Genomic DNA, 22,377 nt, shown 5'->3' on the forward strand with positions numbered 1-22,377 from the left:
CTTCAATAAATTTTGAGTCATCAAAACTTCTTGAGGAAAGTTCACAGCCATTATCTAAATATTGGAGCTAACAAGATTAACTTACCCATGAATAAGGGCTAAACTCATCCTTTAAATAATTAGTTGATAAAATTTGAATGAATAAACAGTAAAATGATAGAAAATAAAGTTAGATATAAATCTGAATTGGCAGTTCAGGTGGTGAAGTATTAAAACTTATTGAACAGTAAAAAATAGCCTAATTTGATATTTAGCTCATTTACTATATTCTTACCTACTAGTCTCCGTCCTCAGCATATTTACTTAAGTGATAGTGAGGAAAAACTTGGTTTAAATATTACTTACATCAGTTAATATTCTTTACTGCATTGCTTTAACAAGAATTTAGCACTTAACAAAGATTTAGTTCTTTTACATTAGGCAAATGTTTCAAGCTACTCGTCGTCGTCTGGCTATTTGGTACACTGCGGTAACTGTGGTATTGTTGCTGTTGTTTGCCAGTGGTGTGTATTTATATGTCCGTAGTACATTGGTGGAACGGATTGACGATACTCTTAGTCATGTTGTGGAAATTGTAGAGCGATCGCTATCTGAAAAATCAGAGAATTACTGGTTACGAAAAAAGCTGACTAAGCAATTCATCTCGGCTCAAGCTTAGATGCTCCGCAACATCTCGTAAGATGGCATTCAGTGTACCAACTTTGAGTGGGTCATGGGCAGGAACTGTAACATGATGTTCCCCATTTAGCTGAGTTGTTAAACGAATATGACTTCCAGTTTGCCTATCTATTACATACTCAAAACGCGCTAATGCTTTAGCTAAGTCTTCACCTAATAAATCTCGCGGTAATTTCACGAAGCAATTACCTCATCACGGACGATATGCAGTCTAATTGCTTTTGGTCGATTGGCTTCATCAGGGAAGTGACAGCGAACCGCATCACGTAACATTTCCTTTAAGCTAGAAATATCATCAGCTTGGGTAAAGATTGATTCACCTAAAGCCTTTGCTGTGTAACCACCCTCTAGGTCTTCTTCAACTAAAAATATGATTTCGGTTGATGTATTTTTCACTATGCTTGTATTGTCATCAAAGTATTGCCTCAACCATACTTTAACATTCAAAAAGATTTAGTTTTTCTGCGTTGTCCAATGTTTCAAGCTACTCGTCGCCGTCTGGCTATTTGGTACACTGCGGTAACTGCGGTATTGTTGCTGCTGTTTGCTAGTGGTGTGTATTTATATGTCCGTAGTACTTTGGTGGAACGGATTGACGATACGCTCAATCATGTAGTGGAAATTGTGGAGCGATCGCTGGTCATTGAACCAGTGAACGGTGAGCCTGAGAAGCTACGCATTAACGTAGAAGCCAGTTTTCGCAACAATGCCAATACTGTAGAAGATGATCATATTGATCTAGAGTGGTTTAGTCCTACTGGTGACTTAATCTGGTCAACTTTTTCTGAACCTTTAAATATTCCTATTCACAGTAACCGCACAGGTGAAACTGTTCACGTTTTTAAGCAAGACAGATGGACAAACTCAAAAACGCAAAACTCAGCACTCACCAATCAAGATTCAGGACTATTATTGCGACAAGTTACACAACGAGTGGAATTTGGACGGCAAGTTTTGGGATATCTGCGTGTGAGTCATCCTTGGTTTGAAGTGACTAAACCGAGTCGCCAGTTAATTTTTGATTTGGCACTGGGTACTGGGTTAATGGTGATTTCTGTCGCCGCCAGTGGGTGGTTTCTCTCAGGTAAAGCAATGGAACCAGTTGGTGAATCTTACCAACGTCTCAAGCAATTTACTGCGGATGCTTCCCATGAACTCAGAAGTCCCATTACTTTGATTCAAACTAATGTCCAAGTTGCTTTAGCTGATTTAGAGTTGACTGAAACTGAAGCCACTACATCTTCCAATTATCGCCAACAATTAAAGGTAGTGGAACGGTTAACCCAGCGTTTGGGCAAGTTAGTTAATGACTTATTATTTCTAGCACGTCAGGACGGTGGTGTGAGCAGAGATGGTTTTTCATCTTGTCCCCTTGATGCTTTACTGATGGATGTGGTGGAAGAACAACAACTTGTAGCTACGGAAAAAGCAATTACTCTCAATCTGCACTTAATTGATCCTGTTGATTCTGAAACTAGTCCTGAATTACTAGAACATTGGTTCACACTGGTAGGGAACTGGGATCAACTGGTGCGATTATTTACTAATTTGATTGGTAATGCTCTACATTATACACCCGCAGGTGGGGCGGTGAATGTGGAATTGGTGCGTGTAGATAGAGTTCGCTATAATACATCGCAGTTACAAATTAAGGTGAGTGATACGGGAATTGGTATTCCGGCTGAAGCATTACCCCGATTATTTGATCGTTTTTATCGAGTTGATCCTGCACGCACTCATAAGAGTGGGAATGTAGGTAAAGATAATGCTACAGGTTCAGGATTGGGACTGGCGATCGCGCAAGCTATTGTGGAACATCACCAAGGTAACATTCAAGTCGAAAGCACTGTAGGTAACGGTACTACTTTTATTGTCACTTTACCCATAACTCTAGAGTCTTAATTTGATAATTGATATTTGTTTCCTGTGACAGATGAATTTTACTAAATTTACATACTAATTTATTTATTAAAGCCTGCATTTTTTAGCCATAAATATTGCAGCCAGCAGTTGAGTGATTAAGAATTTGTCATTTAATCTGCTATTTTTTGCTGGCGAAAATGCAGGTATAAGAAAACTTTTGGAGGTCTTGATGACAACTTCCATTCCAGAAAAAAATATACCTTTTTTAGAAAAAGTAAGAACAGAAAGCGGCTTGGGTGATATTTATGATGCCAGAGATATAACTGAAGTAGTCTTTCGTGTCATGCGTGATTTGATGACTACAGAAGCTGCGGACAGAGTAGAAGCAGAACTACATGAACCTGCGGAAGAAAGTGATGATAAATCGCTGCAAATGGAAATTGCAGATTTGTGGCATGATACCAATCCTCTTGTCGGCTTCTTGAGTCGGGTACGTCCGCCCTGGCAAGGCCCTGGAATTTTTAAAATCGATAGCGATCGCTTCCTATTCCGGGTGGCTAATGAGGGAGGAATGCCGCCAAATGTAGATAGAGAACAAGTAGTTAAAGCTGTGTTTTCTGCTACAAAAGATGAATTATCATCAGAGCGAATTGAAGAAATTGCTAATTGGTTACCTGATAAAGTTCGTCAAATTTGGGAAGAAGCTTAACCGAAGTCTGGTATCTTCTGAATAACTATGTGGTGGGCAATGCCCACCCTACGGATAATTAAATTTCCAAAAAAATTAATCTGATTGAACCATAAATGTTTTTATTATTCGTAATGTAATTTATTTGTATTCATCATCCTAAAGATAGAGGTTGATATATACAATTTTTGTCCACATTTTCAATCCCAAAGTTAGAGAAAGACGAAAAGAATAGCTGGTAGATTGAGAATGCTGCTTTCGTAGTAGAGATTTATTTAATTGATTTAAATAAAAAATCGTCCTATTTGCTAAAACTCAAATTTTTAGGAGTAAATCATGAGCATAAACTTTTCCAACTTTCGCAAGTCTGCTGAATTATTGAGTGCAATTTGTGGAGGGTTGCTGATGGGTATAGTAGCAATTCCTCAAGCAGTGCTGTCACAACAGCCAGTTCAGCAACCTACTATCCAGCCCAATTCTAAAGTTAATCCTTGTCCAAGAATTTTTTATGAGCAACCACACAATGATCGGGTTGCAGTCCCTCAGGGTTGCCCTCCTAATGCTTTCACTCAAAGGCTTATAGATCAGGGATTGCTTCCGCAAAGCAGCGTTCCTGCTACGCCAAACGCTGACCAAATAAGAATGGGTGTTGGTGGCGAAACAAGTTCAGTACTAAACCCCAACCCCAGGATTTTTAGTGAAGCCCCCTATGGTCGTTCTCAACGCAGTTTACAAACTGAAGGCGGAAACACACAGCCAGGTGTTCAAGGATCACAGCAGAACCCAGCGCCTGGTGTAGGACAATCTACTGTGCCAGTTAGTCCCCTACCCTCACCAGGTCAACAACAAAGTCCTAGCACCCGTATTTCTCTGGCGAGTGGTAGAGTAAACGTGAGATTAGTTAACGATAGCGGTGCTAATGTGACTTATCAGGTAATTGGAGACACAGCACCGCGATCGCTGCAAGGTAAATCCGATGTCACACTCCAAGATTTAACAGCACCCGTCACTGTCACATTTCAACGGGAAGACGGTGGATTGCTAGAAGCAACTCCCCAGCCTTCCCCACAATCAGGTGTTTTGGAGGTGAGATTGAGAGAGACTACCGATGTTGGTCAAGATAGAAGTGCGTTGAGAATTGAAAATAACGGTTCAGTGTTTTTGAACTAGTCAATGGTCAATAGTCAATAGTCAATAGTTACAAATCTTTTGACCATAAACTATGGACTATGGACTATGGACTTTTGACTCCTCAACATTTGCGTCAGGCGATCGCGTAAAAATACTTCTTGTTTGTTGTCTTCTAGGGTTTGCGAAAGTATGATTGCTCTTTCGTAAAAATTACGGGCGGTTGGGTAGTTACCTAGCTGCTCGTATAATTTTGCGTAGGATTCAAAGGACTTTAATTCTTCGCGCAGATTTTGTAATTCTTGAGCGATGGTTAAACGCTGTTGTAGTAAGTCAAAGGCGCGTTCATAACGTCCGACGGCGCTGTGAGCTGTGACTAAACCGTCAATGGCGCGGATTTGGTTAGAGCGATCGCCTAGAGTTTTGGCAATCCTCATAGCTGTGCCATAAGTACCAATCGTATCAGGATAATTACCAACAGCTAGGTAAGCATCGCCTAAGTTATTTAAAGTATTAATTTCTCCTGGTGCGTCCCCAGTCCGACGGCGGAAAATCAAAGCTGTTTCATAAAGTTTGATCGCCTTGTTGTAATCTCCCAGCCTAGCCGATACAAGACCCAAGTTACTCAAGGATAGTCCCTCACCATCAATATTTTTCACATTGTCAGCGATGGTGTAGGCTTCCTGAATTGTTTGTCCGGCGGCTGTGGCTTCACCTGCTTGTAGTAGCAACGTACCAAGATTATTCAGGGCGAAAATTTGTGATTGAAAGTCTTTAGTATCACGGGCGATCGCTAACCTTCGACGTAATGCGTCTTCTCCTTCTTTAAAACGTCCTAATTCAATATAAGCTTTTGCTAACAAATTATAAGTTAGACCTTTTGCCCTCAGGTCACCAATCAAGTGATAAATATCCAACGCTTGTAAACCAGAGTCAATGGCTTTGTCTGCATATCCAGCAGCATATTGTTGTTCAGCCACCTGTAATAATGAGTCTGCATCATCTCTAGATTGCCGTCCAATAGAACTATTGAAAGGACGATGGAGTTGTTGAGTAATATCAGCCGCACTGGCGGCTACAGGATGCAATAGGGAAGTCAAAATTAATAGGTAAAAACCAAACAACTGGTAGCTTTTGGCTTGAGTGCTAGGGAATAAATGCTGTTGTGTCATAAAACTTACCCAAGAAATTGCGGTTTTAAGTAAAAGCTGGCAGAAAAGTTTTATTATGTCAGCATGAAGACTAGCAGTTTACGCGTATATACTTAACCTATGACTTAACCAAATCTTCGCCCAAGTAGATAGTGCGGATGTCTGCGGGTAATTTGTCCTCTAGCATACGATAGCCTTCCTGAAGAAAATTGGCTACTTCAGCAGGTGTTACCTTTTCCCCTTCTGCTTGTAGATAAGCGGCAATGCGAGTTTCGCTCCAATGAAAGGTTTGCGCCATCAAGACCATCAATCGTAACATGGGGGGCAGTTGGTCTAATGCTTGTTCGACATAGCACCAAAGTGGTGGAGAAGTTGCTTGCAGAGAATAGTGAATGGCTTCAGTTGGGGGTAATTGAATTTCATTGATACAGTAAGCTGTGATATTAATCAGCCAATTTTGCAAGGTCAACCCTTCTTGACCTGGAAGAGGATTTTTTAAATCCAGTCCACCAAGTTCGTAATAGATGTGTCGCCAAGTCAGAGCAAAGAGATAATCGGCCTGTACAGGCGATCGCGCGGAATGTTGAATTAAAGTGTAGACTATCGGGCTGTAACGGCAAAAAATCACCGTAAAGTACTTACCAGCATCGGGATTATGTTGAAACAGATCCAGCAATTCTTGGTCACTGTGATGAAACAGGGACTTTACCAGTGGGTGATTCGCTTCAGAAAAATGAGGAATTTGCATAAGTTTGGCCATTGATACTTGTTAAAATAAAGTTGCCAATAAGATTTTTGAGTCAGCCGTATAATATCTTGATGTAGGTCTGTTGAGAACCAAGACTCAGATTAGTTTAGTCTTGTACACTAGAACAAAGACCTCTTAGTTGAAGTCTTTATAGACAAAAATAAAAGCGACTCCCTTATATAATTTTTAATTTGTTCATGGTTATAGCAGCTAGTGTGATATCGTTCCGGCTTACCCCTGTTTTAGGCTCTTTTTTGCCCTCCTTGCCTCTAGATAGCCTGTTGTCAACCCAAGGCATCATGGTGATGCTCTTAGCAGCATATGCTGGCGCTATGTGGCTATTCCTCACCAGTGCGCCTAAAGTGCATACTGTGATGGTGTCCGATCTAGAGATTGCCCGACAATTATACGAAGGGCTACTAGATTTACCAGCCGCAGAAGTACCACTGCACTACTACTACAACTACGAACAAACTATAGGCGCAACGGGCATAGATCCGCTATATATGTCTACTAGTCCTAGCTGGTCTGGCAAGTCAATGAATAATGCCAGTGATGGACTGTGGTATCAATTAAAGAAAAATACTCAACTACACGTCATTACAGGTGCAAGTTTGGGTGTAAAAAATCAGCAACGTCACGTTTGCTTTGACCGTGACTGCTTAGAAATGGTTTTAATGCGGGTAGAAACACGCGGTTTAAAATTCAAAATTCGTAATCAGAAGCCTCTAAACTTTCTAGTTAAGGATTATGAAGGTAGAATTATCGAAATAGCTGAAGTAGCCAATTAGTCATTAGTTATTGGTCATTTGTGATAAATAAGGTGCGTTTGGCAAAACCATAACGCACCTTATTTTGTTTTTTTAGGTTGTTATTCATCTGAGAAGTAGCGACTTAGAAAAGTTTGCGGTGTTAAAATTGGAACTTCATTAAATTCTATCAATACTAATAAATCTAAATCACCAGTAACAATCACTTGGGCATTGGCAGATAAAGCAGTTGCGAGTATGACCGCATCATCTGGATCTCGTAGTTGGGAAACTTCAATAGAATTGATAATACATGAATGTGATAACTGTTTTATTATAGAAAGCAACTCTTTTACACTTGTATTTAAAGTATTTATCCTTGCCTGAAACTTCTTACGCGCAAGTATTTCTTCAACATCCGCAAGGATAGGCTCAGAAGTATAAATAGTTATTTTATTTGCTGCTGCTAAATCAAAAATTTTACCTGGGACACCACGCCAAAGTAAACCAGAAACCCAAACATTAACGTCTAAGACAACTCTCATTTTTTAGAGCGTCGTTCCCGTCGCATTTCTTTGACCATCTCACTAATTTCTTGCAGAGTAGGTTCATCAGCATCTACTCCTAACGTTGTGATTTTTTCAGATAATTCTGTCCAAGTCAATTGGTTACTCATTTTTTTGAACACAATTTCATCTTCTGTAACCAAAACTTCGTATTCTGTCAAAGGCTGGAGTTTAGCCAACACCTCTGGCGGGATTTCGAGTTTGCCTTCAGCCGTCACTTTAGCAACAATATTTGTATTCATAGTTTAAATTTACCAGTTTTATAGATTTTATCTTCTTATCCCTCATCTCACCAGATACCGCTAGGAAGTGCTACTAGTAGAAATGTCTCGATTAGACGAGTGATTGCAAAAAACTAGGATATGGCGATCGCCTGATAAAATTAATAAAAATAGGGTGATTTAGGTAAAATGCTAAATCACCCTTGAAATTTTATTTTCTACTTATTTCATCAACTCAATTGTTCATACTTGAATTTCCCTTTAATAAACTTATGGAAATATTGACCCTTAGACGGTGCATTATCTAATTCTTCCTTGACAGTAAGCGGTACTTTGAAATATTCGTAAACACTTCCACTATCAAACTCCATAGTCAGTGTTTGAGTTGTTGGCTCATAGCGATACTCCTTAATAAAGCTGCCTTCGGGTTTGAGTAGAGGGAAAGCAATTACATCTCGAATGCTGGCAGAATCAGTTAATAACATGACTAACCGATCAATCCCAATACCTAAACCGCCAGTGGGTGGCATACCATATTCCAAAGCGGTGAGGAAATCTTCATCTACACCTTGGGCTTCTAAGTCACCGGCAGCTTTTTTCGCAGCTTGGGCTTCCAAACGTTCTCTTTGATCGATGGGATCTGTTAATTCTGAGAAACTATTCGCAGTCTCCCGCCCGACTATGAATAACTCAAATCTTTCTACTAACCCAGATTGAGAACGGTGAGGTTTAGCTAAGGGCGAAATTTCTACAGGATAATCAATGACAAAGGTCGGCTGAATTAACTTTGCTTCTACCTTTTCTTCAAAAGCTAAATTCAGTATCTTACCTATAGTTTGGGCTTCATCTACACCAGGAATCCCAGCATTTTTACCTGCTGATTTCGCTTCTTCTAGTGTTGGGAAAGAATGGAAATCCAATCCCGTATATTCTTTCACTAAATCGTGCATTGTCACCCGTCGCCAAGGTGGTGTTAAATCTACCGTTTCGCCTTGATAGGTAATTTGCAGCGTGCCGAGTACATCTTGGGCAACAGTGGTGATAATACCTTCCGTTAACGCCATCATATCGTTGTAGTCGGCGTAGGCTTGATAAACTTCAATAGAGGTAAATTCAGGGTTGTGTCTGGTGGAAATTCCCTCATTGCGGAAAATTCGCCCCAACTCAAATACTTTTTCAAAACCACCGACAATCAACCGCTTGAGGTGGAGTTCTGTGGCAATTCGCAGATACAACTCCATTTCTAAAGTGTTGTGGTAAGTGATGAAGGGACGCGCATCAGCACCACCAGTTTCACTTTGTAAAACTGGGGTTTCAATCTCTAGAAAATCCCTTTGTTCCAAATAACGGCGAATCCCGGCCGTAATTTGGGCGCGACGGCGGAAAGTTTGCCGGACTTCGGGGTTAACAATTAAATCAACATAGCGTTGACGGTAGCGCTTGGCAACATCCGTTAACCCATGCCACTTGTCGGGTAGCGGCAGTAGGGATTTGGTGAGGATGGTATATTCTTTGACGTAAATCGATAACTCGCCCTTTTCAGTCCGTTTTATTGTTCCCTTGGCTCCCAGAATGTCCCCTACATCTGTGAGTTGTTTGAGATGATTAAAAGCATCGGCATCAGTTTCTGCCATGCTTTCTTGGATACGATTTTTCTCTAAATAAAGCTGAATAGTGCCTGTTTCATCTTCCAAGGTGAAGAAAGCCAATTTACCGAAAACGCGACGCGCCATAATGCGTCCGGCAATGGCAACTTCTGTATCGACTTCTTCACCACTGGTTAAATCAGCAAATTTTTCTTGCAATTGGGCGGCGTGATGGGTAGACTCCCAACGGTAAGCGTAGGGGTTAGTTCCTAGCTGCTTGAGTTGTTCTACTTTCTCCAGCCTAGCGGCACGGATATCTTCTTCCGACATGGTAACGAACTATTCAGAGGGCAAGATTAATTATAAATAGGGATTAGGGAGTAGGGATTGGGAATTAGGGAAAAATTCTTATGATTTGTGGAGGTGGGGATTTGGAATTGATGCGATCGCTACAATTAAACTACAATCAAAGCACTATGACGCAAACCAAAGTCCGCTTGTGGAATGTAGAAGAATATCACCGGATGTTGGCGGCAGGCATTATGGATATATCTATGCAAAAGTATTGAACATCAGAAAAACTCTGTTGCAGAGTTTTTCTGCGCGATCGCGTGTCAGTTGTTGAAAGGATTTGGTCTAATACCCCAACCCGCACAAGGAGTGGTTTTTACATATATTTGCCACTGACCACTGACAAAACTCTACCCGCAAGGGATAGAGTTTTTATTTTTAATCAAAATGTATCAAATTGTTAACCTAATTCTGATATTTTAAAGAGGATTTACAAATATTTGTATTCCTTAACTAAATTTAAAGGGAAAATAGCGACGTGTATAACACCATTATCGGCACACCATTTAATGATCTGCTCGTTGGTACTGCGGTTGATGATCTAATAATTGCCTTACAAGGAAATGATCAAATCATTGGTAGTTTTGGAAATGATTTCATCGTTGGGGATACAGGAATTGATACTGTTGACTACAGTGAATTAGGTCAAGCTGTTACTTTACAAGCAACAGGTATTGTTCAAAAAGGCAGAGCCGGAACAGACACACTCAATGGGATTGAAACTATCATTGGTGCGAAAGGACAAGTCAATACAATAGATGCTTCCACCACCACAGGTTCTACTACATCTGTTAGCGTTAATCTTTCTGCTAACAGTCTGATAGTGAATGGAGTTCCCACAACTAGCCCATTGAATTTTACAGTGCAGAGATTTGCAAATGTTATCGGTACTGCACAAAATGACAGCATCATTGGCGATAACAACAATAACCTGCTAATTGGTGGTCAAGGTAACGACGAAATTTTTGGACTCGAAGGTGATGACACCGTGCAAGGTGGTGCTGGTGATGATGTGATAGGTGGAGGGAGTAGAAATAGTCTTGCGACTTCCCGATTAGGTGATGGTAACGATATCGTACAAGGCGAGGGTGGTAATGATGTCCTGATCGGCGGTACTGGTAATGACACCCTTGATGGTGGTGCTGACCTTGATACAGCCGACTATAGTAATTTAGGCACTGCGATCGCCTTACAAGCGGCTGGTATTGTCAATAAAGGTGCAGCAGGTACAGATCAAATTCTCAATATTGAAACTATCATCGGTGCAAGAGGTCAAGCCAACGCCATTGACGGTTCTACCGGTACTAGTACAACCACATCATTTAACGTCAATCTCTCTACTGATAGTCTCGTCGTTAACGGTGTTCCAGTCTTAGGAACACTGAACTTTAACGTTCAAAACTTTGTTAACGTCACCGGTACTTCCCAAGCTGACACCATAGTTGGTAATAACCAAGGTAACTTATTAATTGGTGGTAGAGGCAATGATCAAATCTCTGGTCTTGGTGGTAAAGATACCATCATCGGTGTTGATCCTAACAGTCTCCAACCAGGTATTAATGAAGTAGATACCCTCACCGGAGGAGCAGATCCTGATAAATTCGTATTAGGAGATGCAAAAAATCCTTACTATGTAGGCGGTGGCGGTTTTGCTGGTTTGAATGACTTTGCCTTGATTACTGATTTTCAAACTGGTCAGGATCAAATCCAACTCAAAAAGCTAGACGGTTATATCTTCGGCAGTAATTATATTGCGATCGCCAGTCCATTCCTATTAGACAGCAGCAAAGCCTTCGATGATTCTCTGTTAGTTGCGACTGCAAATCAGATTGTGAAAGGCAATGGTGTCTACGATGCTTCTAGTCAGAGTGATTTGACATCCTCTTCTATATTTGCTCGTTTTGATATCATTTCCATCTTTTCCACTAGCTACAGCGTCAGCGACATCCACTTTGTCTAGAAAGACAATAGACAAAAGAATTGCCATCATTACTAATTCGTAATTCGTAATTAACGTGAGTCTCCAACGGAGACTCACGTTAATTAGAGGTGGAACACCACACTATGTTCTTAACCGAGAAGTATTGACTTGATTTGGACTTCTGGCTTTACTTATTTCTGCTTGTTGTCATAATTTTTACTATAATTTTTAATGTACTTATATTTCTTAAATTTTGCTTCCTCATTTGGGACTTGTTGGAAAAATAGTGAAATAAAAAGCGATCGCCCCATCATATCCCAGCAAGCGATCGCTATTTTCCCAAAAGAGGCAGACAGACTTTAATTACTAACGCTTGGTACTGAATATTTAACTAAAAGCGCTTTCAATTTCAGACTTGTCAATTGTTCTATAGCTTTAATCAGGTGTTGCTGTTCTGGTTGCAGTTCCAGAGAAAGCAAAGCTTGATTGAAGCTATGACCAGAGTGTACTTGATGCCTCAGGGTATCACGTTGTGATATGTCCAACACTGCCTGGATTTCTTTATTTCTGCGTTGCAGCACAGATTGGAGTCGTTGGCGCTGCAAAGGAGTTAAATCCAAATCAGCAAAAGAAGGGTAGGTGGTAACTAAACTAGCAGCAGAGGCATAAATTGCTTTAGAGGGAGTATGAAATCCAAATGTTGCTGCCGAGGTAGTTACGGGCATAAGTACAAGCAGGGCAAGAATAGTGGCTAATACAGCCAGCCACTTTGGAAAGTTAATTGCCATAATCAGCAGTTTCCAGACGGAATTGGGTTATTTGTTGCCTGTTGTGCAGGTGTCAAGGTTTACATTTGAGATTCTCCCACTCTCCAAGGGATGATTTATCTAAAATGATCGCTCTCATGCTGAGGCTACACCTAACAGGGAAACAACGGAGTCTCTTAGATGACTGTTTTATGAAATCAGGGATTGGGGATTGGGGATTGGGGATTGGGGACTGGGAACTAGCATATATATCCAATTACCAATTACCCCATTAACATTATTCAGACCGTTTCATTTTGTTAATTTCTTGTTGTAATTCTTCAATTTGACGGCGTAATCTTTCGGCTTCGGCTGCGGTGGTAGAGGCTTTCACGTCTACAGAACCAGAGGCAGGCGATCGCTGATAATTACCTTGGCGAATTTGTTGATATTCTGAGGATACTGCCCATTGTTGTAGGTATTGGACTCTTTCTACAGCGAACGGATGGCTTAACATCATGCCTTGAGCGCCGTTGTACATTAAGAATTTATACACTTGATTTAGCCCATCCTCATCTAACGCCTGATAATTTTCGGACTGCTTAATAAATTCTTGCAAACTGCATTCATTGGCATATTTACTGCTACCGCCAGAAATCTTCATCATTGACGATAAAACAGTATTTAGGTCATCAACCACCAACAGCGCTGCTCTATCTGCCGTTAACTCAGCCTTGCGCCGCCATTCAAAAAACGCATAAATTAAGGCTTGAGAGACAAAATTACCAATGCCAAAGGTTAATTCTCCTAAGGCAGAAGCCGCACTCATCGCCCACATCGCCATTTGAATTAGAATAGTATGACCACATTTAATATGCCCCAGTTCATGGGCTAACACCGCCCGAATTTCGGCTTCGTTGAGTAAGTCTAGTATCCCTGTGTTTATGACTATGTAAGGATTCTCTTGACCTAATGCGTAGCTATTTGCCTGAGGATTTTGTGAAACAAACAGTGTAGGTTCTGGATAAATATCCAAATCCCGCACACACTCCCGAAACATCTGGTAAATAGTGGAATATTGCCGAGGCCCTACTTGGATGGTGTTGCCCATTAGATAGACTAGCTGAGGGCGTTCGTAGACAAATTCCACAAATTTACGAGCAATCAAATCAAATCCTGGTAGATTTCGCAAAGCTTGCTCGGCTTGGCGATCCAGTGGATGTCTGAAGGCTTCGCTGGAAATTCCTGTGTAAGTTGGCATAATTCAGGGTAATGGGTTAGTGGTCAGTAGTCAGTAGTTAGTGGCCAGTATGAATGCAACTGACAACTGACAATTAACAACTGACAAAAGAGATAATAGAAATGGGGCTATTGGCAATTAAAGTCATTTTGTATGGGATGGAAAGCGTGTGATTGAAGCAGAAGTTCATTTGTCATTACATAACTTTTTGCGATCGCAGGCGGGTTTCCCTTCCTGGCCCCATCATTTAACGATGGCAAGGTTGGTAGCACGCGCCTTGCGTCTGGGACGTAGCGCCTTAATTCAAGTAGGGGCTGTTTGTGGCTATCAAGGACGGTATCGCACAAGTTTTATTGCCTCCGCTCTGATGTGGCACGGCCCTGTAATTATTGTTGCCACAGAAACAGTGCAACAACTACTACTGCGAGTAGAAATTCCTCGTTTACAGCAGTGGTTACAAGTCAATAAACCAATCAGAACAGGTGACGTTTGGCCTAACCCTGAGTTCCAAGGAATACTTCTAACTTCCCCAGAAGCTTGGCTAAAAGGACAGCTAACATCTGCTGATAATTTCCCCCAAGGTATACCCACCATAATTGATGGAGTCGATGATTTAGAAGATTGGGTACGTGATCAGCTGACTAGAGATATTCAACCCCAAGACTGGGATCAACTTATACTAGCCTGCCCCGAACAAGCTGAAGCAATCCGGGCTGCAAGAATTGAATTGACCAGTGAACTGTTCAAACATCCAGCAAATCCCTATGAGTGCTATTTAATCTCCCAGTCAGAAACTGATATTTTAACCAAACTCCACACAGTTTTAGAATCAGCATCAGGTGTACCAGAAGTATGGCAGCAATTACCCAGCGAGCAAAATCATCCCCTCTCATCCTCCCCACCCCTCTTGTGGGCAACAATCGCCCGTCGCCAAGGTTTATTTTCATTACATTACGCACCAATCGAATTAGGAGAAATTCTTGCACCTATTTGGCAACGACAGCCAGTAGTCCTCATTGGCAGCGCCTTAGAGCCAGAAACCGAGGCTCCTTTGTTTCAAGAGCGTCTAGGTTTAGATGATTTAACCTGCTTAAAATTCGCTTCTGATAGCCAATCAGAGGCAATTCAACTCTACATACCTTACAAGTTACCTCTACCTAATACGCCAGAGTTTCAAGCCGCATTCATTCACAAGGTGCGGACTTTAGTCTGTCTAAGTGCTACTGCACCAGGATTGACAGTGTTGCTTGTGGGAGATGTGCCATTAAAGGCACAGGTGGGAGCAATTTTAGCTTCAGAATTTGGTTCGCGGGTACAGGTAGAAAAAACCTGTCTAGATGAAAACGGCATTTTGGTTAGTGGTTGGGAATTTTGGCGAGAACATCAGGCTGTCTTACCTGCGCCTCAATTGTTAGTGATTGCGACTTTACCTTTACCATCTTTAGAACACCCCTTAGTGGCTGGTAGAGTAGCTCACTATAAGCGATCGCATCAAGATTGGTTTCGTTTATTTTTATTACCAACTGCCTTAAATGAACTACAAAGAGCCGTAGCCCCCGTGCGTGAAAATCAAGGCATTGTCGCTTTACTCGATAGTCGTGTCGTCAACCGTAGTTATGGTTCTCAAATCCTCAATGTCCTCAGCCCTCTAGCGCGCCTGAACTATCTCGATCCCAGCCTGTTTGCCCCCAGTGGTGAAGAAAATTCAGCGTAGAAAAGGAGTAGGGGTAGCAAAGAAGAATCACTATGAACAACTGACAACTGACAACTGACAACTGACAACTGACCATAAGTATTAAAGTAAATTTATAGCCTAGACTAAATCGTGAATCTTAATTATGGGTGAAGCAAAACGTCGTAAAACAACTATGGGAGAACAGTACGGGCAAGACACCCGCATCTTATCTTGGGTTCCCATCACTAAATCTCAAGCTGAACTATTCGTTAGCTGGACTACTCGCGGTGCTTGGGTAGGAATCGGTGTAATGGTTGTTGCTTGGGTAACTATCCGTTTTATCGGGCCGGCTTTTGGTTGGTGGCAAGTAGCCGCCTAAAATTTCTGTCAAAAGATCGGGGAAGGGTGTATGTGTCCAAAATCCTTACACCCCTACATCCCCACACCCCTGAACCCTTACACCCTCTCACAGCAGATAGTCCTGTTCCACAAGAGATCAAGTGATCAGGCACACTTTAGCCAGTTCTATTGCTTTTTAAGTTCTGTATCTATAACTCTCGCTAGAGTGACTTACTGTTAGTCTTGAATATGATTGGCTACAGAGTTTTAGGAGGCTCGACATTCTTAAAGGAAATCTGTTCTATCTGCAAAGGGGATATTTGTGATCTACTTAATTTTTTTTAACGTTTAGAGCCTAAAAAAATACTGCCGAAATGGCAACACACTTATCTTTAGTTTAGTTATGCTCGGTCTTATGCCTATAGATATTCGGGCTGTAGTTATCTTTTCCTGAAGTGTAATCAACCCCCCTACTATATTCGGCCATTACGCCTGCATTTTCACTTTAAAGCTTGCGCCCTCATCCATTTAACTCTATAAACCCAGGAGGGGTTGAATTGGGTGCAGCAAAATCTAGTAACAATCCGCAGTAAGAAAATCCGTAGTTTTACTGTATAACAACTCTGTAGAGAACATTAACTAGGCTGAAAAACTGTAATAATCACGAATGAACCACATTTAGTATAAAAGTGCAATCCGTGATTTTTCTATGGTTGACTAAGGTTAAATCTGAGTTAATCTTGATGCCATCACTGCTAACAATCACAAAATCAGATTGAAGTTTGTAAATTTATTATTAATTTTTCTAACTCTGTCTGATGTGTTGATTTTGCAAACTGAATTGTTTGATACGGCAGGATGTGGAGTTTTCTCTTACCCTGAGCAAGGTAGTCAATTAACGACTTCAACAAATGTCTTAGTAATTGTAATGGATAGTTTACAATACCAATGGGTGAGAGAATCTAAAGAAAATATAAAAGAGACTAAAATGACTGTGGTGTCTGGAGGACAAAAGTGTTTCTAAGACTAGCTCATCAACATCGGCAGTTTGTTCAAGACTTGGTAATGAACCTTCAAGCCTTGGCAATTGTACTCGAACGGCGTGGATATCCTGCCTCTTGTTATACCTGCGGCGACCAAATGAACAGTGCTTCGTTCATGGTCAGCTTGGGTAATAATCATTTGATACGATTCCTAGTATCTGACTATGGGATCACTTGGACAGAGATGCGAGACGATCGCGAATTGATGAAATTGGAAGGTGCAGAGGCGATTAACCAGTTACAAGAACTAGCAAATCTTGTGAAGCAACCTACGCCGATTAGTTCCGCGAACAAGGCGTTGGCAAAACGAGGTTAAAACTTTCTGTACATATAGTTTTAATGGTCAATTTTTCATTGAAGATTGATTAAATATCACCCAAAAACTTAGTGATTCAGACTTGGCTGGCAATTCTTAGCTATCTATATTTACTCTTGAGTAGTTAATTTAGCTAACTGCTGCACTCTATACTGTGTGCTGAAGCCCGAATAATTCGTAATTAAACAACCTCCATACAGGGATAATGGAGCATAAATTCTCTACCTTAAAGTAAATTTACGAATTACGAATTATTCTACAAGCCATTCCCAATCAAAATGAAAGATGCCCAGTAGTAAGGGTGATGAAAGTTACCACTGTTGGCTACAGGCATGATGTGATTGGTTGACTCTATATCTCTAATTAAAGCTGTTTGAGCTTGCCGTAAAGCTACGGTTTTAGTTACTTTGCCTGTAGATAATTTTTGATAAAACACACTCATTAATGCTTGAGTGCCACCATCATCTACAGCCCAAAGCGAGGCCATAGCTGCCTTTGCGCCGTTTTTTTGTATCTGATAACCAAAGCCTAAAATTTCTTGACCACCGCCCAACTTACCACCTAAACCAGTTTCACAGGCACTCAAAACTACCAAATCTACATGAGGTAGTGACCATGTGGCAATATCTGACAGATTCACGCGATCGCCATTACCAAATAAAATAAATGAATCTTGTGGTTTACCGACCACAAAGGCTGCATGAGTTGCTAGATGGACAATCGTATAATCATCCATCTGTGGTACTGTAACTTGCGGCTGGTCTTGTTGGGAATTGAGGATTGCTTGTTTATTTGGCGTTGCATATTTGCGGGATGAATTTAGACTTCTCGACAAAGCTGAAAGTCAATTCTACCCTTCTCCTTCCCTGCGGGACGCTACGCGAACGGAGACGCTAACGCGTAGCTTGCTTCCCCGTAGGGGTAAGGGTTCCGCGTTAGCGGTATGCGTGAGATAAAAATCATCCCATCAATCAGTAACGCCGTTTATTTAATGTTTCAATTGGCGATAGTTGTTCGCATAGTGTCTCGGAGATAAGCCCTGCCTTTCCTAGAGAACGTTCTAGTGTAGGCGATCGCTGATTTTTCTGAACTAATATTTGATCTTTTTCTCTGTAATTAAATAAATTTACCTCTTGAACTAGTGCTTCTACTAATCCAGAATTGAATAGAAATAATTATAGGTAAAACCAAAGTACTGAAATAACGCAGATGAAACTGCATAACCACGCACTCCTTTTATCTAGGAGTTTAAACCTTATGAATTGAATAAATTCAACAATGCGACGCTTTTTTATGTTATTCCAGACTTGGAAAAACTTAAGTTGCTCAAAAACAAGAAGATGTCTGACGAACAATCAAACCAATCCCAATTACCACCAACCAACGCCATCGAAGTTTCATCATTACGTCAGTTCGATAGTTGGTTTGAGTATCCGGTGAGAGTTCATCCCCACCATACTGACTATGCAGGTATTGTTTGGCATGGTACCTATTTAAGTTGGATGGAAGAAGCCAGAGTAGAATGTTTGCGTTCTATTGGCATTGAGTTTGCTGATTTAGTTGCCTTAGGCTGTGACTTACCTGTAGTAGAACTTTCTATCCGCTATCATCGTTCAGTTCAGCTAGGTATGGCGGTGGTGGTAAAAGCGCGGATGATAGATGTGACTGGTGTCCGGATCAACTGGGATTACGCTATTGTCTCCACTGATGGACAGCAACTATTTGTTACTGCCAAAGTGACATTAGTGGCCTTGGATAGAGATAGGGGTAAGATTATGCGTCAGTTGCCCAGCAACGTCAAGGATGCTTTGGCAAAGGTGTCTGCCTTACACAATAACTAATCGGGGATTGGGGATTGAGAATCCAAGAGGTTGTACACTCTTGATATTTGTGGAGTCAAACATTTCTATCTCATACCCTCCCTGCCAATACAAAAAGAGCAACTCAGTTAAAATGGTGTCTTTACTTGTAAGTGAATTATTTTTCCTGAGTGTGGATGCAGAAAGCAGAGTTCTCTAGCGTGCAAATGTAATCGATTTGCTTTAGCAGTGCAACCATAAAAGCGATCGCCCAAAATTACCACCCCCAATCCTTGCACATCTGACGCATGAACTCTTAATTGATGGGTGCGTCCGGTGAGTGGTACAAATTCTACACGGGTGTAATCTCCTTCCCTGGCGATCGCCCGAAAGTTTGTCACGCTAGGTTTACCACGTTGCCAATCAACTTGCTGATAAGGTCGATTCTCTGGATCTCCCCACAATGGTAAATCAATTATCCCAGTCTCTGTGCTGACAACGCCGGCAAGTATGGCTTCATAAACCTTGTGAACTTGTCGCTGTTGAAACTGCTGGCTAAGTTGACGATAAGTTTGCCTGTCTCTTGCCAGTAAGAGAATACCAGAGGTATCTTGATCTAAGCGATGCACAGCAGCAAGCTTCGTTTCCTGAGTTAACAAACGGCGCAAACGGCTAAGAACGCTATCTTGGGTATCAAAATAACGACCAGGAACTGATAACAACCCCGCAGGTTTGTTCACCGCAATCAGCCATTCGTCCTCATAAATCACATTAATTTGTTCTTTGTCAAAGTTTGAGTCAGGTTTCAAACCTGACAACAAAAATCCCATCAACGGCTGACAACGTTCCATGCAAGCGCCATAAAACTCACCCTGAATTTTATCTTGACAGGATGAACCCCACCAAAATTCAGCCATTGCTAAAGGTTTCAGTCCATGCGTGGCTGCATAGTGTAGGAGTTTTGGCGCACAACAGTCTCCCGTTCCTGTAGGTAAGCCATTCGGCATCAATCGCTGTAATGATACAGATTGCCCTAAAAAATTCATCAGGGAGTAAGCAGCGTGCATTTGCGCCTGTAATTGCCGAGATAGTGCCTTCCGCTTTTGCTTGAGGTGTTGTATTTTAATATTTGCTGAGGCGATCGCTTCTTGTAATGGTTGCAGAACTGTGTCTCGTTCTTGCTTGAGTCGCCGTCGTTCAATTCCATCCTGACGACTTTCTTCGTCAAGCTGTTCTAAAGTAGTAGTGAGGGTTGCTGGTGAAATAGTTTCGTCTATTAGCTGACGTTGTTGTTGTCGTTGAGATTTGCGATAACGATGGCGATCGCTCATTGCTTGCAACTGCTGCTCAAACTCTTGAAAAAGAGTTTCGTACTCTTGTCTTTGTGGTAGTTGCTTGAGGGTAATCAATTCTTGCTTAATAGCATCTAACTCAGCTAAAGTATGCTCCTCTTGTATGGCAACTTGTTCCCTTCCCGGAATTGGTGGAACCCAGCCATCAAATACATTTTGTCCGTTTAGTAACCCAGAGAAAGCTTTAAGTACTCGTCTTTCACCAGTGGTTAGTTCAACTAGCAATATGCCATACATTTTACCTTCACGGGAATATCGTTCATCTTTAGCAAGGCATTGCATTAAACTATGAGCGATCGTCTCTACTAAAGCAGTACGAGGCAGCCTTAATAAATCACCAGATTGCAGACAATACCCTTCATACCAATAGTTAGCTGATAAGTCATCATCGGTCAAATCATATTCAATAAAATCTGACAACGGGTGTAGAACCTCTGTAAAAGGCATGATGGGAGATATAGCTGACTCTTGGCAGATGATGATTTTATATTTTATGGTGTGCTGGGGCGATCGGCTCTCCTTTAGGTATCTATTACGCCAACCTCATCCCAGCTGATGATCAAGGAATTTCCTAATAGTTTTAAACTTCCCCTAACAATATTATTCAATTCTTGCACGGAGTGCAGAATTAGGGAAAAGAGCTTGGAATCCTGCTTGGCGCTCATCTAAATCTTCCTGGCTATAATCCCAAAGGCTACGGTAGTAGAAAAAAGCTACCCCCAAGCCCCGTTCTCTCGTAGTCCGCACTTGAGATTTAATTTGTGACATAGGAACAGCATTATTGCGTAATCCTGTCATAATTCCAATGCCAGTTGGTATTAATTTTTGTGCTTCTTGAATTTCTGGACGAGAAATAGTAGAAATAAAACTTTGTAGGTTAGGACGATATACTTGCACAATTAGCTCATCAACAATCTTGAGACGTATCCAAGCAAGCCAATCTTGTAGCTGAGACTTGTAGGCAAAATCGTAATAATTGGGAGCTACCGAGAAAATTATCTTAGGTTTTCTCGCTTTTACAGCTTGGTTTAGCTTCACCATAAACGCTGTAATCTTATCAGAACGCCAGCGCACCCATGCTGGATCTTGATGATTAGCTGGAGGTGCATTTTTGGTCTCTTTAGTATACAAAGAAATTGTATATTTATCGTAACCAAATTCATGAGGCAAACTCATGTGATCATCGAACTGTATACCATCAACGTCATAATTGGTCACAATTTCCAATACAAGGTCAGTAATCAAACGTTGTACTTGTGGGTGGAAAGGATTAAGCCACACCACCTCACCAGCAGCACTAATTGAAGTTTGTCCACCATTACGCTTTTTTGTTAACCACTCTGGATGGTTCATAGCTAATTCTGAAGTTGGAGGAGCCATAAAACCAAACTCAAACCAAGGAATAGCTAACAAACCCCGATTATGTGCTTGGTTAATGACATCTGCAACAATATCATGTCCATCCGAGCCACGAAATACAAAAGGTTGAATACCAGCCTTTTGTGCTACAACGCTAGGATACATTACATAGCCAGAGTTCCACACTACAGGGTAGACAGTGTTGAAATTCAACTGCCGCAGTTTACCCATAGCATCCTGCACTTTGCGACGATCCTTGAGGATGTCAAAATCATTATTAGTCATCCAAACCCCACGAATTTCTTGGCGGGGTAGTTGAGCAACAGCAGGAATAAAACTGTTTCCCAGTAATACTGAGACGAAGGATATCAAAACCAGAATAGGGAAAACACTCTTCAGCAAAATTCGACGATAAGTATTTGACTGCCTAAGTCGCCACTGATCATGAAGGAAACTTAATTTCATCGATTTAAACGATGCGTTAGCTACCCACACGCGCCATCCCATGAATTTGTAATGGAACTTACTAGCCATAGCGTCTACCCGCTTTATTGCTTATTAAAGAATTGGCTCATTAGTAGTTATTCAATGTGGTGCATCGAAATTTCTGCCTCAATCAAAATTGAAGCATACTTAGTACAGCAAGTATAGTAGACACAACTATTTTTCATCAGTACCTCACAAGAATTTGCTTTGAGAATACTGAATTTTAAATAATTCGAGATAATTCAATACTCAATTAACAAGTCTTTGACAGCCTTATAATTACTTAACCTGAATGTAGCAGTTGGAGATAACTGCCCAAAACAAAAACCCCCTTTTGTGTAAAAAAGGAGGTTTTTGGTTAAAAATAGAACC

22 protein-coding genes and 2 pseudogenes are annotated in these 22,377 nt (G+C 41.2%); 12 read left to right on the forward strand and 12 right to left on the reverse strand.

Annotation, left to right across the window (positions count from 1 at the left end; translation table 11 throughout):
* Positions 1–424 precede the first annotated feature (424 nt).
* A pseudogene (locus ACM5QX_RS05830) lies at positions 425–589 on the forward strand (sensor histidine kinase); the annotation flags it as partial.
* Between the two features lie 24 nt (positions 590–613).
* On the opposite strand, the gene ACM5QX_RS05835 reads toward ACM5QX_RS05830, so the two are convergent.
* Together ACM5QX_RS05835 and ACM5QX_RS05840 are read right to left on the reverse strand one after the other, a co-directional pair.
* On the reverse strand, positions 614–856 hold the full coding sequence (locus tag ACM5QX_RS05835) for a type II toxin-antitoxin system HicA family toxin (protein ID WP_414752771.1): 243 nt from the start codon (positions 854–856) through the stop codon (positions 614–616).
* Positions 853–1,074, reverse strand: coding sequence for a 2-oxoisovalerate dehydrogenase (locus ACM5QX_RS05840; RefSeq protein ID WP_414752791.1), 222 nt, complete (start codon positions 1,072–1,074; stop codon positions 853–855). Before ACM5QX_RS05840 ends, ACM5QX_RS05835 begins: the two co-directional genes overlap by 4 nt.
* Positions 1,075–1,152: 78 nt before the next feature.
* Here ACM5QX_RS05840 and ACM5QX_RS05845 point away from each other — a divergent pair, with 78 nt between their 5' ends.
* The 3 genes from ACM5QX_RS05845 to ACM5QX_RS05855 all read left to right on the forward strand — a co-directional run bounded on the left by ACM5QX_RS05845 (position 1,153) and on the right by ACM5QX_RS05855 (position 4,399).
* Complete coding sequence (locus ACM5QX_RS05845) at positions 1,153–2,580, forward strand: sensor histidine kinase (RefSeq protein ID WP_414752772.1); 1,428 nt, start codon at positions 1,153–1,155, stop codon at positions 2,578–2,580.
* A gap of 190 nt (positions 2,581–2,770) precedes the next feature.
* Complete coding sequence (locus tag ACM5QX_RS05850) at positions 2,771–3,250, forward strand: DUF2267 domain-containing protein (RefSeq protein ID WP_011319891.1); 480 nt, start codon at positions 2,771–2,773, stop codon at positions 3,248–3,250.
* Positions 3,251–3,565: 315 nt separating this feature from the next.
* Entirely contained in the window at positions 3,566–4,399 is an 834-nt protein-coding gene (locus tag ACM5QX_RS05855; protein ID WP_414752773.1) for a hypothetical protein, read from the forward strand.
* 50 nt (positions 4,400–4,449) lie between these two features.
* On the opposite strand, the gene ACM5QX_RS05860 is transcribed toward ACM5QX_RS05855, so the two are convergent.
* Both ACM5QX_RS05860 and ACM5QX_RS05865 read right to left on the reverse strand, forming a co-directional pair.
* Positions 4,450–5,529 (reverse strand): tetratricopeptide repeat protein, encoded by a 1,080-nt coding sequence (locus ACM5QX_RS05860; RefSeq protein ID WP_414752774.1) that lies wholly within the window; start codon positions 5,527–5,529, stop codon positions 4,450–4,452.
* 97 nt (positions 5,530–5,626) lie between these two features.
* Complete coding sequence (locus ACM5QX_RS05865; protein ID WP_185478973.1) at positions 5,627–6,256, reverse strand: sigma-70 family RNA polymerase sigma factor; 630 nt, start codon at positions 6,254–6,256, stop codon at positions 5,627–5,629.
* 197 nt (positions 6,257–6,453) lie between these two features.
* On the opposite strand from ACM5QX_RS05865, the gene ACM5QX_RS05870 reads away from it, so the two are divergent.
* A complete protein-coding gene (locus tag ACM5QX_RS05870; protein WP_414752775.1) occupies positions 6,454–7,047 on the forward strand; it encodes a glyoxalase-like domain protein in 594 nt (197 codons plus the stop codon).
* Positions 7,048–7,127: 80 nt separating this feature from the next.
* Here the strand turns inward: ACM5QX_RS05870 and ACM5QX_RS05875 are convergent, their stop codons facing one another.
* The 3 genes from ACM5QX_RS05875 to lysS form a co-directional block, all read right to left on the reverse strand.
* Positions 7,128–7,550, reverse strand: a complete 423-nt coding sequence (locus ACM5QX_RS05875; protein ID WP_414752776.1) for a putative toxin-antitoxin system toxin component, PIN family — start codon at positions 7,548–7,550, stop codon at positions 7,128–7,130.
* A complete protein-coding gene (locus ACM5QX_RS05880) occupies positions 7,547–7,813 on the reverse strand; it encodes a hypothetical protein (RefSeq protein ID WP_414752777.1) in 267 nt (88 codons plus the stop codon). The genes ACM5QX_RS05875 and ACM5QX_RS05880 overlap by 4 nt, the downstream gene beginning before the upstream one ends.
* 209 nt (positions 7,814–8,022) lie before the next feature.
* A complete protein-coding gene (gene lysS / locus ACM5QX_RS05885; RefSeq protein ID WP_414752778.1) occupies positions 8,023–9,708 on the reverse strand; it encodes a lysine--tRNA ligase in 1,686 nt (561 codons plus the stop codon).
* Positions 9,709–9,788: 80 nt separating this feature from the next.
* Between lysS and ACM5QX_RS05890 the strand changes: the two genes are divergently transcribed.
* From ACM5QX_RS05890 to ACM5QX_RS05900, 3 genes are all read left to right on the forward strand, one after another.
* Positions 9,789–9,947 carry a hypothetical protein gene (locus ACM5QX_RS05890; protein WP_414752779.1) on the forward strand — a complete coding sequence of 53 codons (159 nt, stop codon included), beginning with the start codon at positions 9,789–9,791 and terminating at the stop codon, positions 9,945–9,947.
* Between the two features lie 260 nt (positions 9,948–10,207).
* The gene (locus ACM5QX_RS05895) at positions 10,208–11,689 is read left to right on the forward strand and encodes a calcium-binding protein (protein ID WP_414752780.1); all 1,482 of its coding nucleotides are present in this window, start codon (positions 10,208–10,210) and stop codon (positions 11,687–11,689) included.
* A gap of 192 nt (positions 11,690–11,881) precedes the next feature.
* On the forward strand, positions 11,882–12,013 hold the full coding sequence (locus ACM5QX_RS05900) for a hypothetical protein (RefSeq protein WP_414752781.1): 132 nt from the start codon (positions 11,882–11,884) through the stop codon (positions 12,011–12,013).
* Here the strand turns inward: ACM5QX_RS05900 and ACM5QX_RS05905 are convergent.
* Positions 12,010–12,438, reverse strand: a complete 429-nt coding sequence (locus ACM5QX_RS05905) for a hypothetical protein (RefSeq protein WP_414752782.1) — start codon at positions 12,436–12,438, stop codon at positions 12,010–12,012. The genes ACM5QX_RS05900 and ACM5QX_RS05905 overlap by 4 nt on opposite strands.
* A 256-nt stretch (positions 12,439–12,694) precedes the next feature.
* A complete protein-coding gene (locus ACM5QX_RS05910; RefSeq protein WP_414752783.1) occupies positions 12,695–13,657 on the reverse strand; it encodes a M48 family metallopeptidase in 963 nt (320 codons plus the stop codon).
* Positions 13,658–13,805: 148 nt separating this feature from the next.
* Here ACM5QX_RS05910 and ACM5QX_RS05915 point away from each other — a divergent pair, with 148 nt between their 5' ends.
* From ACM5QX_RS05915 to ACM5QX_RS05925, 3 genes are all read left to right on the forward strand, one after another.
* Positions 13,806–15,350: a helicase C-terminal domain-containing protein gene (locus ACM5QX_RS05915; RefSeq protein ID WP_414752784.1), complete on the forward strand. Its 1,545-nt coding sequence runs from the start codon at positions 13,806–13,808 to the stop codon at positions 15,348–15,350.
* Between the two features lie 124 nt (positions 15,351–15,474).
* Entirely contained in the window at positions 15,475–15,690 is a 216-nt protein-coding gene (locus ACM5QX_RS05920; protein ID WP_011319878.1) for a DUF2839 domain-containing protein, read from the forward strand.
* A 974-nt stretch (positions 15,691–16,664) separates the two neighbouring features.
* Entirely contained in the window at positions 16,665–17,009 is a 345-nt protein-coding gene (locus tag ACM5QX_RS05925) for a DUF1815 family protein (RefSeq protein ID WP_414752785.1), read from the forward strand.
* A 256-nt stretch (positions 17,010–17,265) separates the two neighbouring features.
* Here the strand turns inward: ACM5QX_RS05925 and ACM5QX_RS05930 are convergent.
* A pseudogene (locus ACM5QX_RS05930) lies at positions 17,266–17,766 on the reverse strand (CHAT domain-containing protein); the annotation flags it as partial.
* Between the two features lie 583 nt (positions 17,767–18,349).
* Here ACM5QX_RS05930 and ACM5QX_RS05935 point away from each other — a divergent pair.
* Positions 18,350–18,850, forward strand: coding sequence for an acyl-CoA thioesterase (locus ACM5QX_RS05935; RefSeq protein WP_414752786.1), 501 nt, complete (start codon positions 18,350–18,352; stop codon positions 18,848–18,850).
* Positions 18,851–18,957: 107 nt separating this feature from the next.
* Here ACM5QX_RS05935 and ACM5QX_RS05940 read toward each other — a convergent pair whose 3' ends face one another.
* On the reverse strand, positions 18,958–20,607 hold the full coding sequence (locus ACM5QX_RS05940) for a pseudouridine synthase (protein ID WP_414752787.1): 1,650 nt from the start codon (positions 20,605–20,607) through the stop codon (positions 18,958–18,960).
* A 153-nt stretch (positions 20,608–20,760) separates the two neighbouring features.
* The gene (locus ACM5QX_RS05945) at positions 20,761–22,053 is read right to left on the reverse strand and encodes a glycoside hydrolase family 10 protein (protein WP_011319872.1); all 1,293 of its coding nucleotides are present in this window, start codon (positions 22,051–22,053) and stop codon (positions 20,761–20,763) included.
* Between the last annotated feature and the right edge of the window lie 324 nt (positions 22,054–22,377).

Origin of the sequence: Anabaena sp. CCY 9910 (genome assembly GCF_963920875.1) — a bacterium.
In the GTDB taxonomy this organism is placed as follows: Bacteria; Cyanobacteriota; Cyanobacteriia; order Cyanobacteriales; family Nostocaceae; genus Trichormus; species Trichormus variabilis.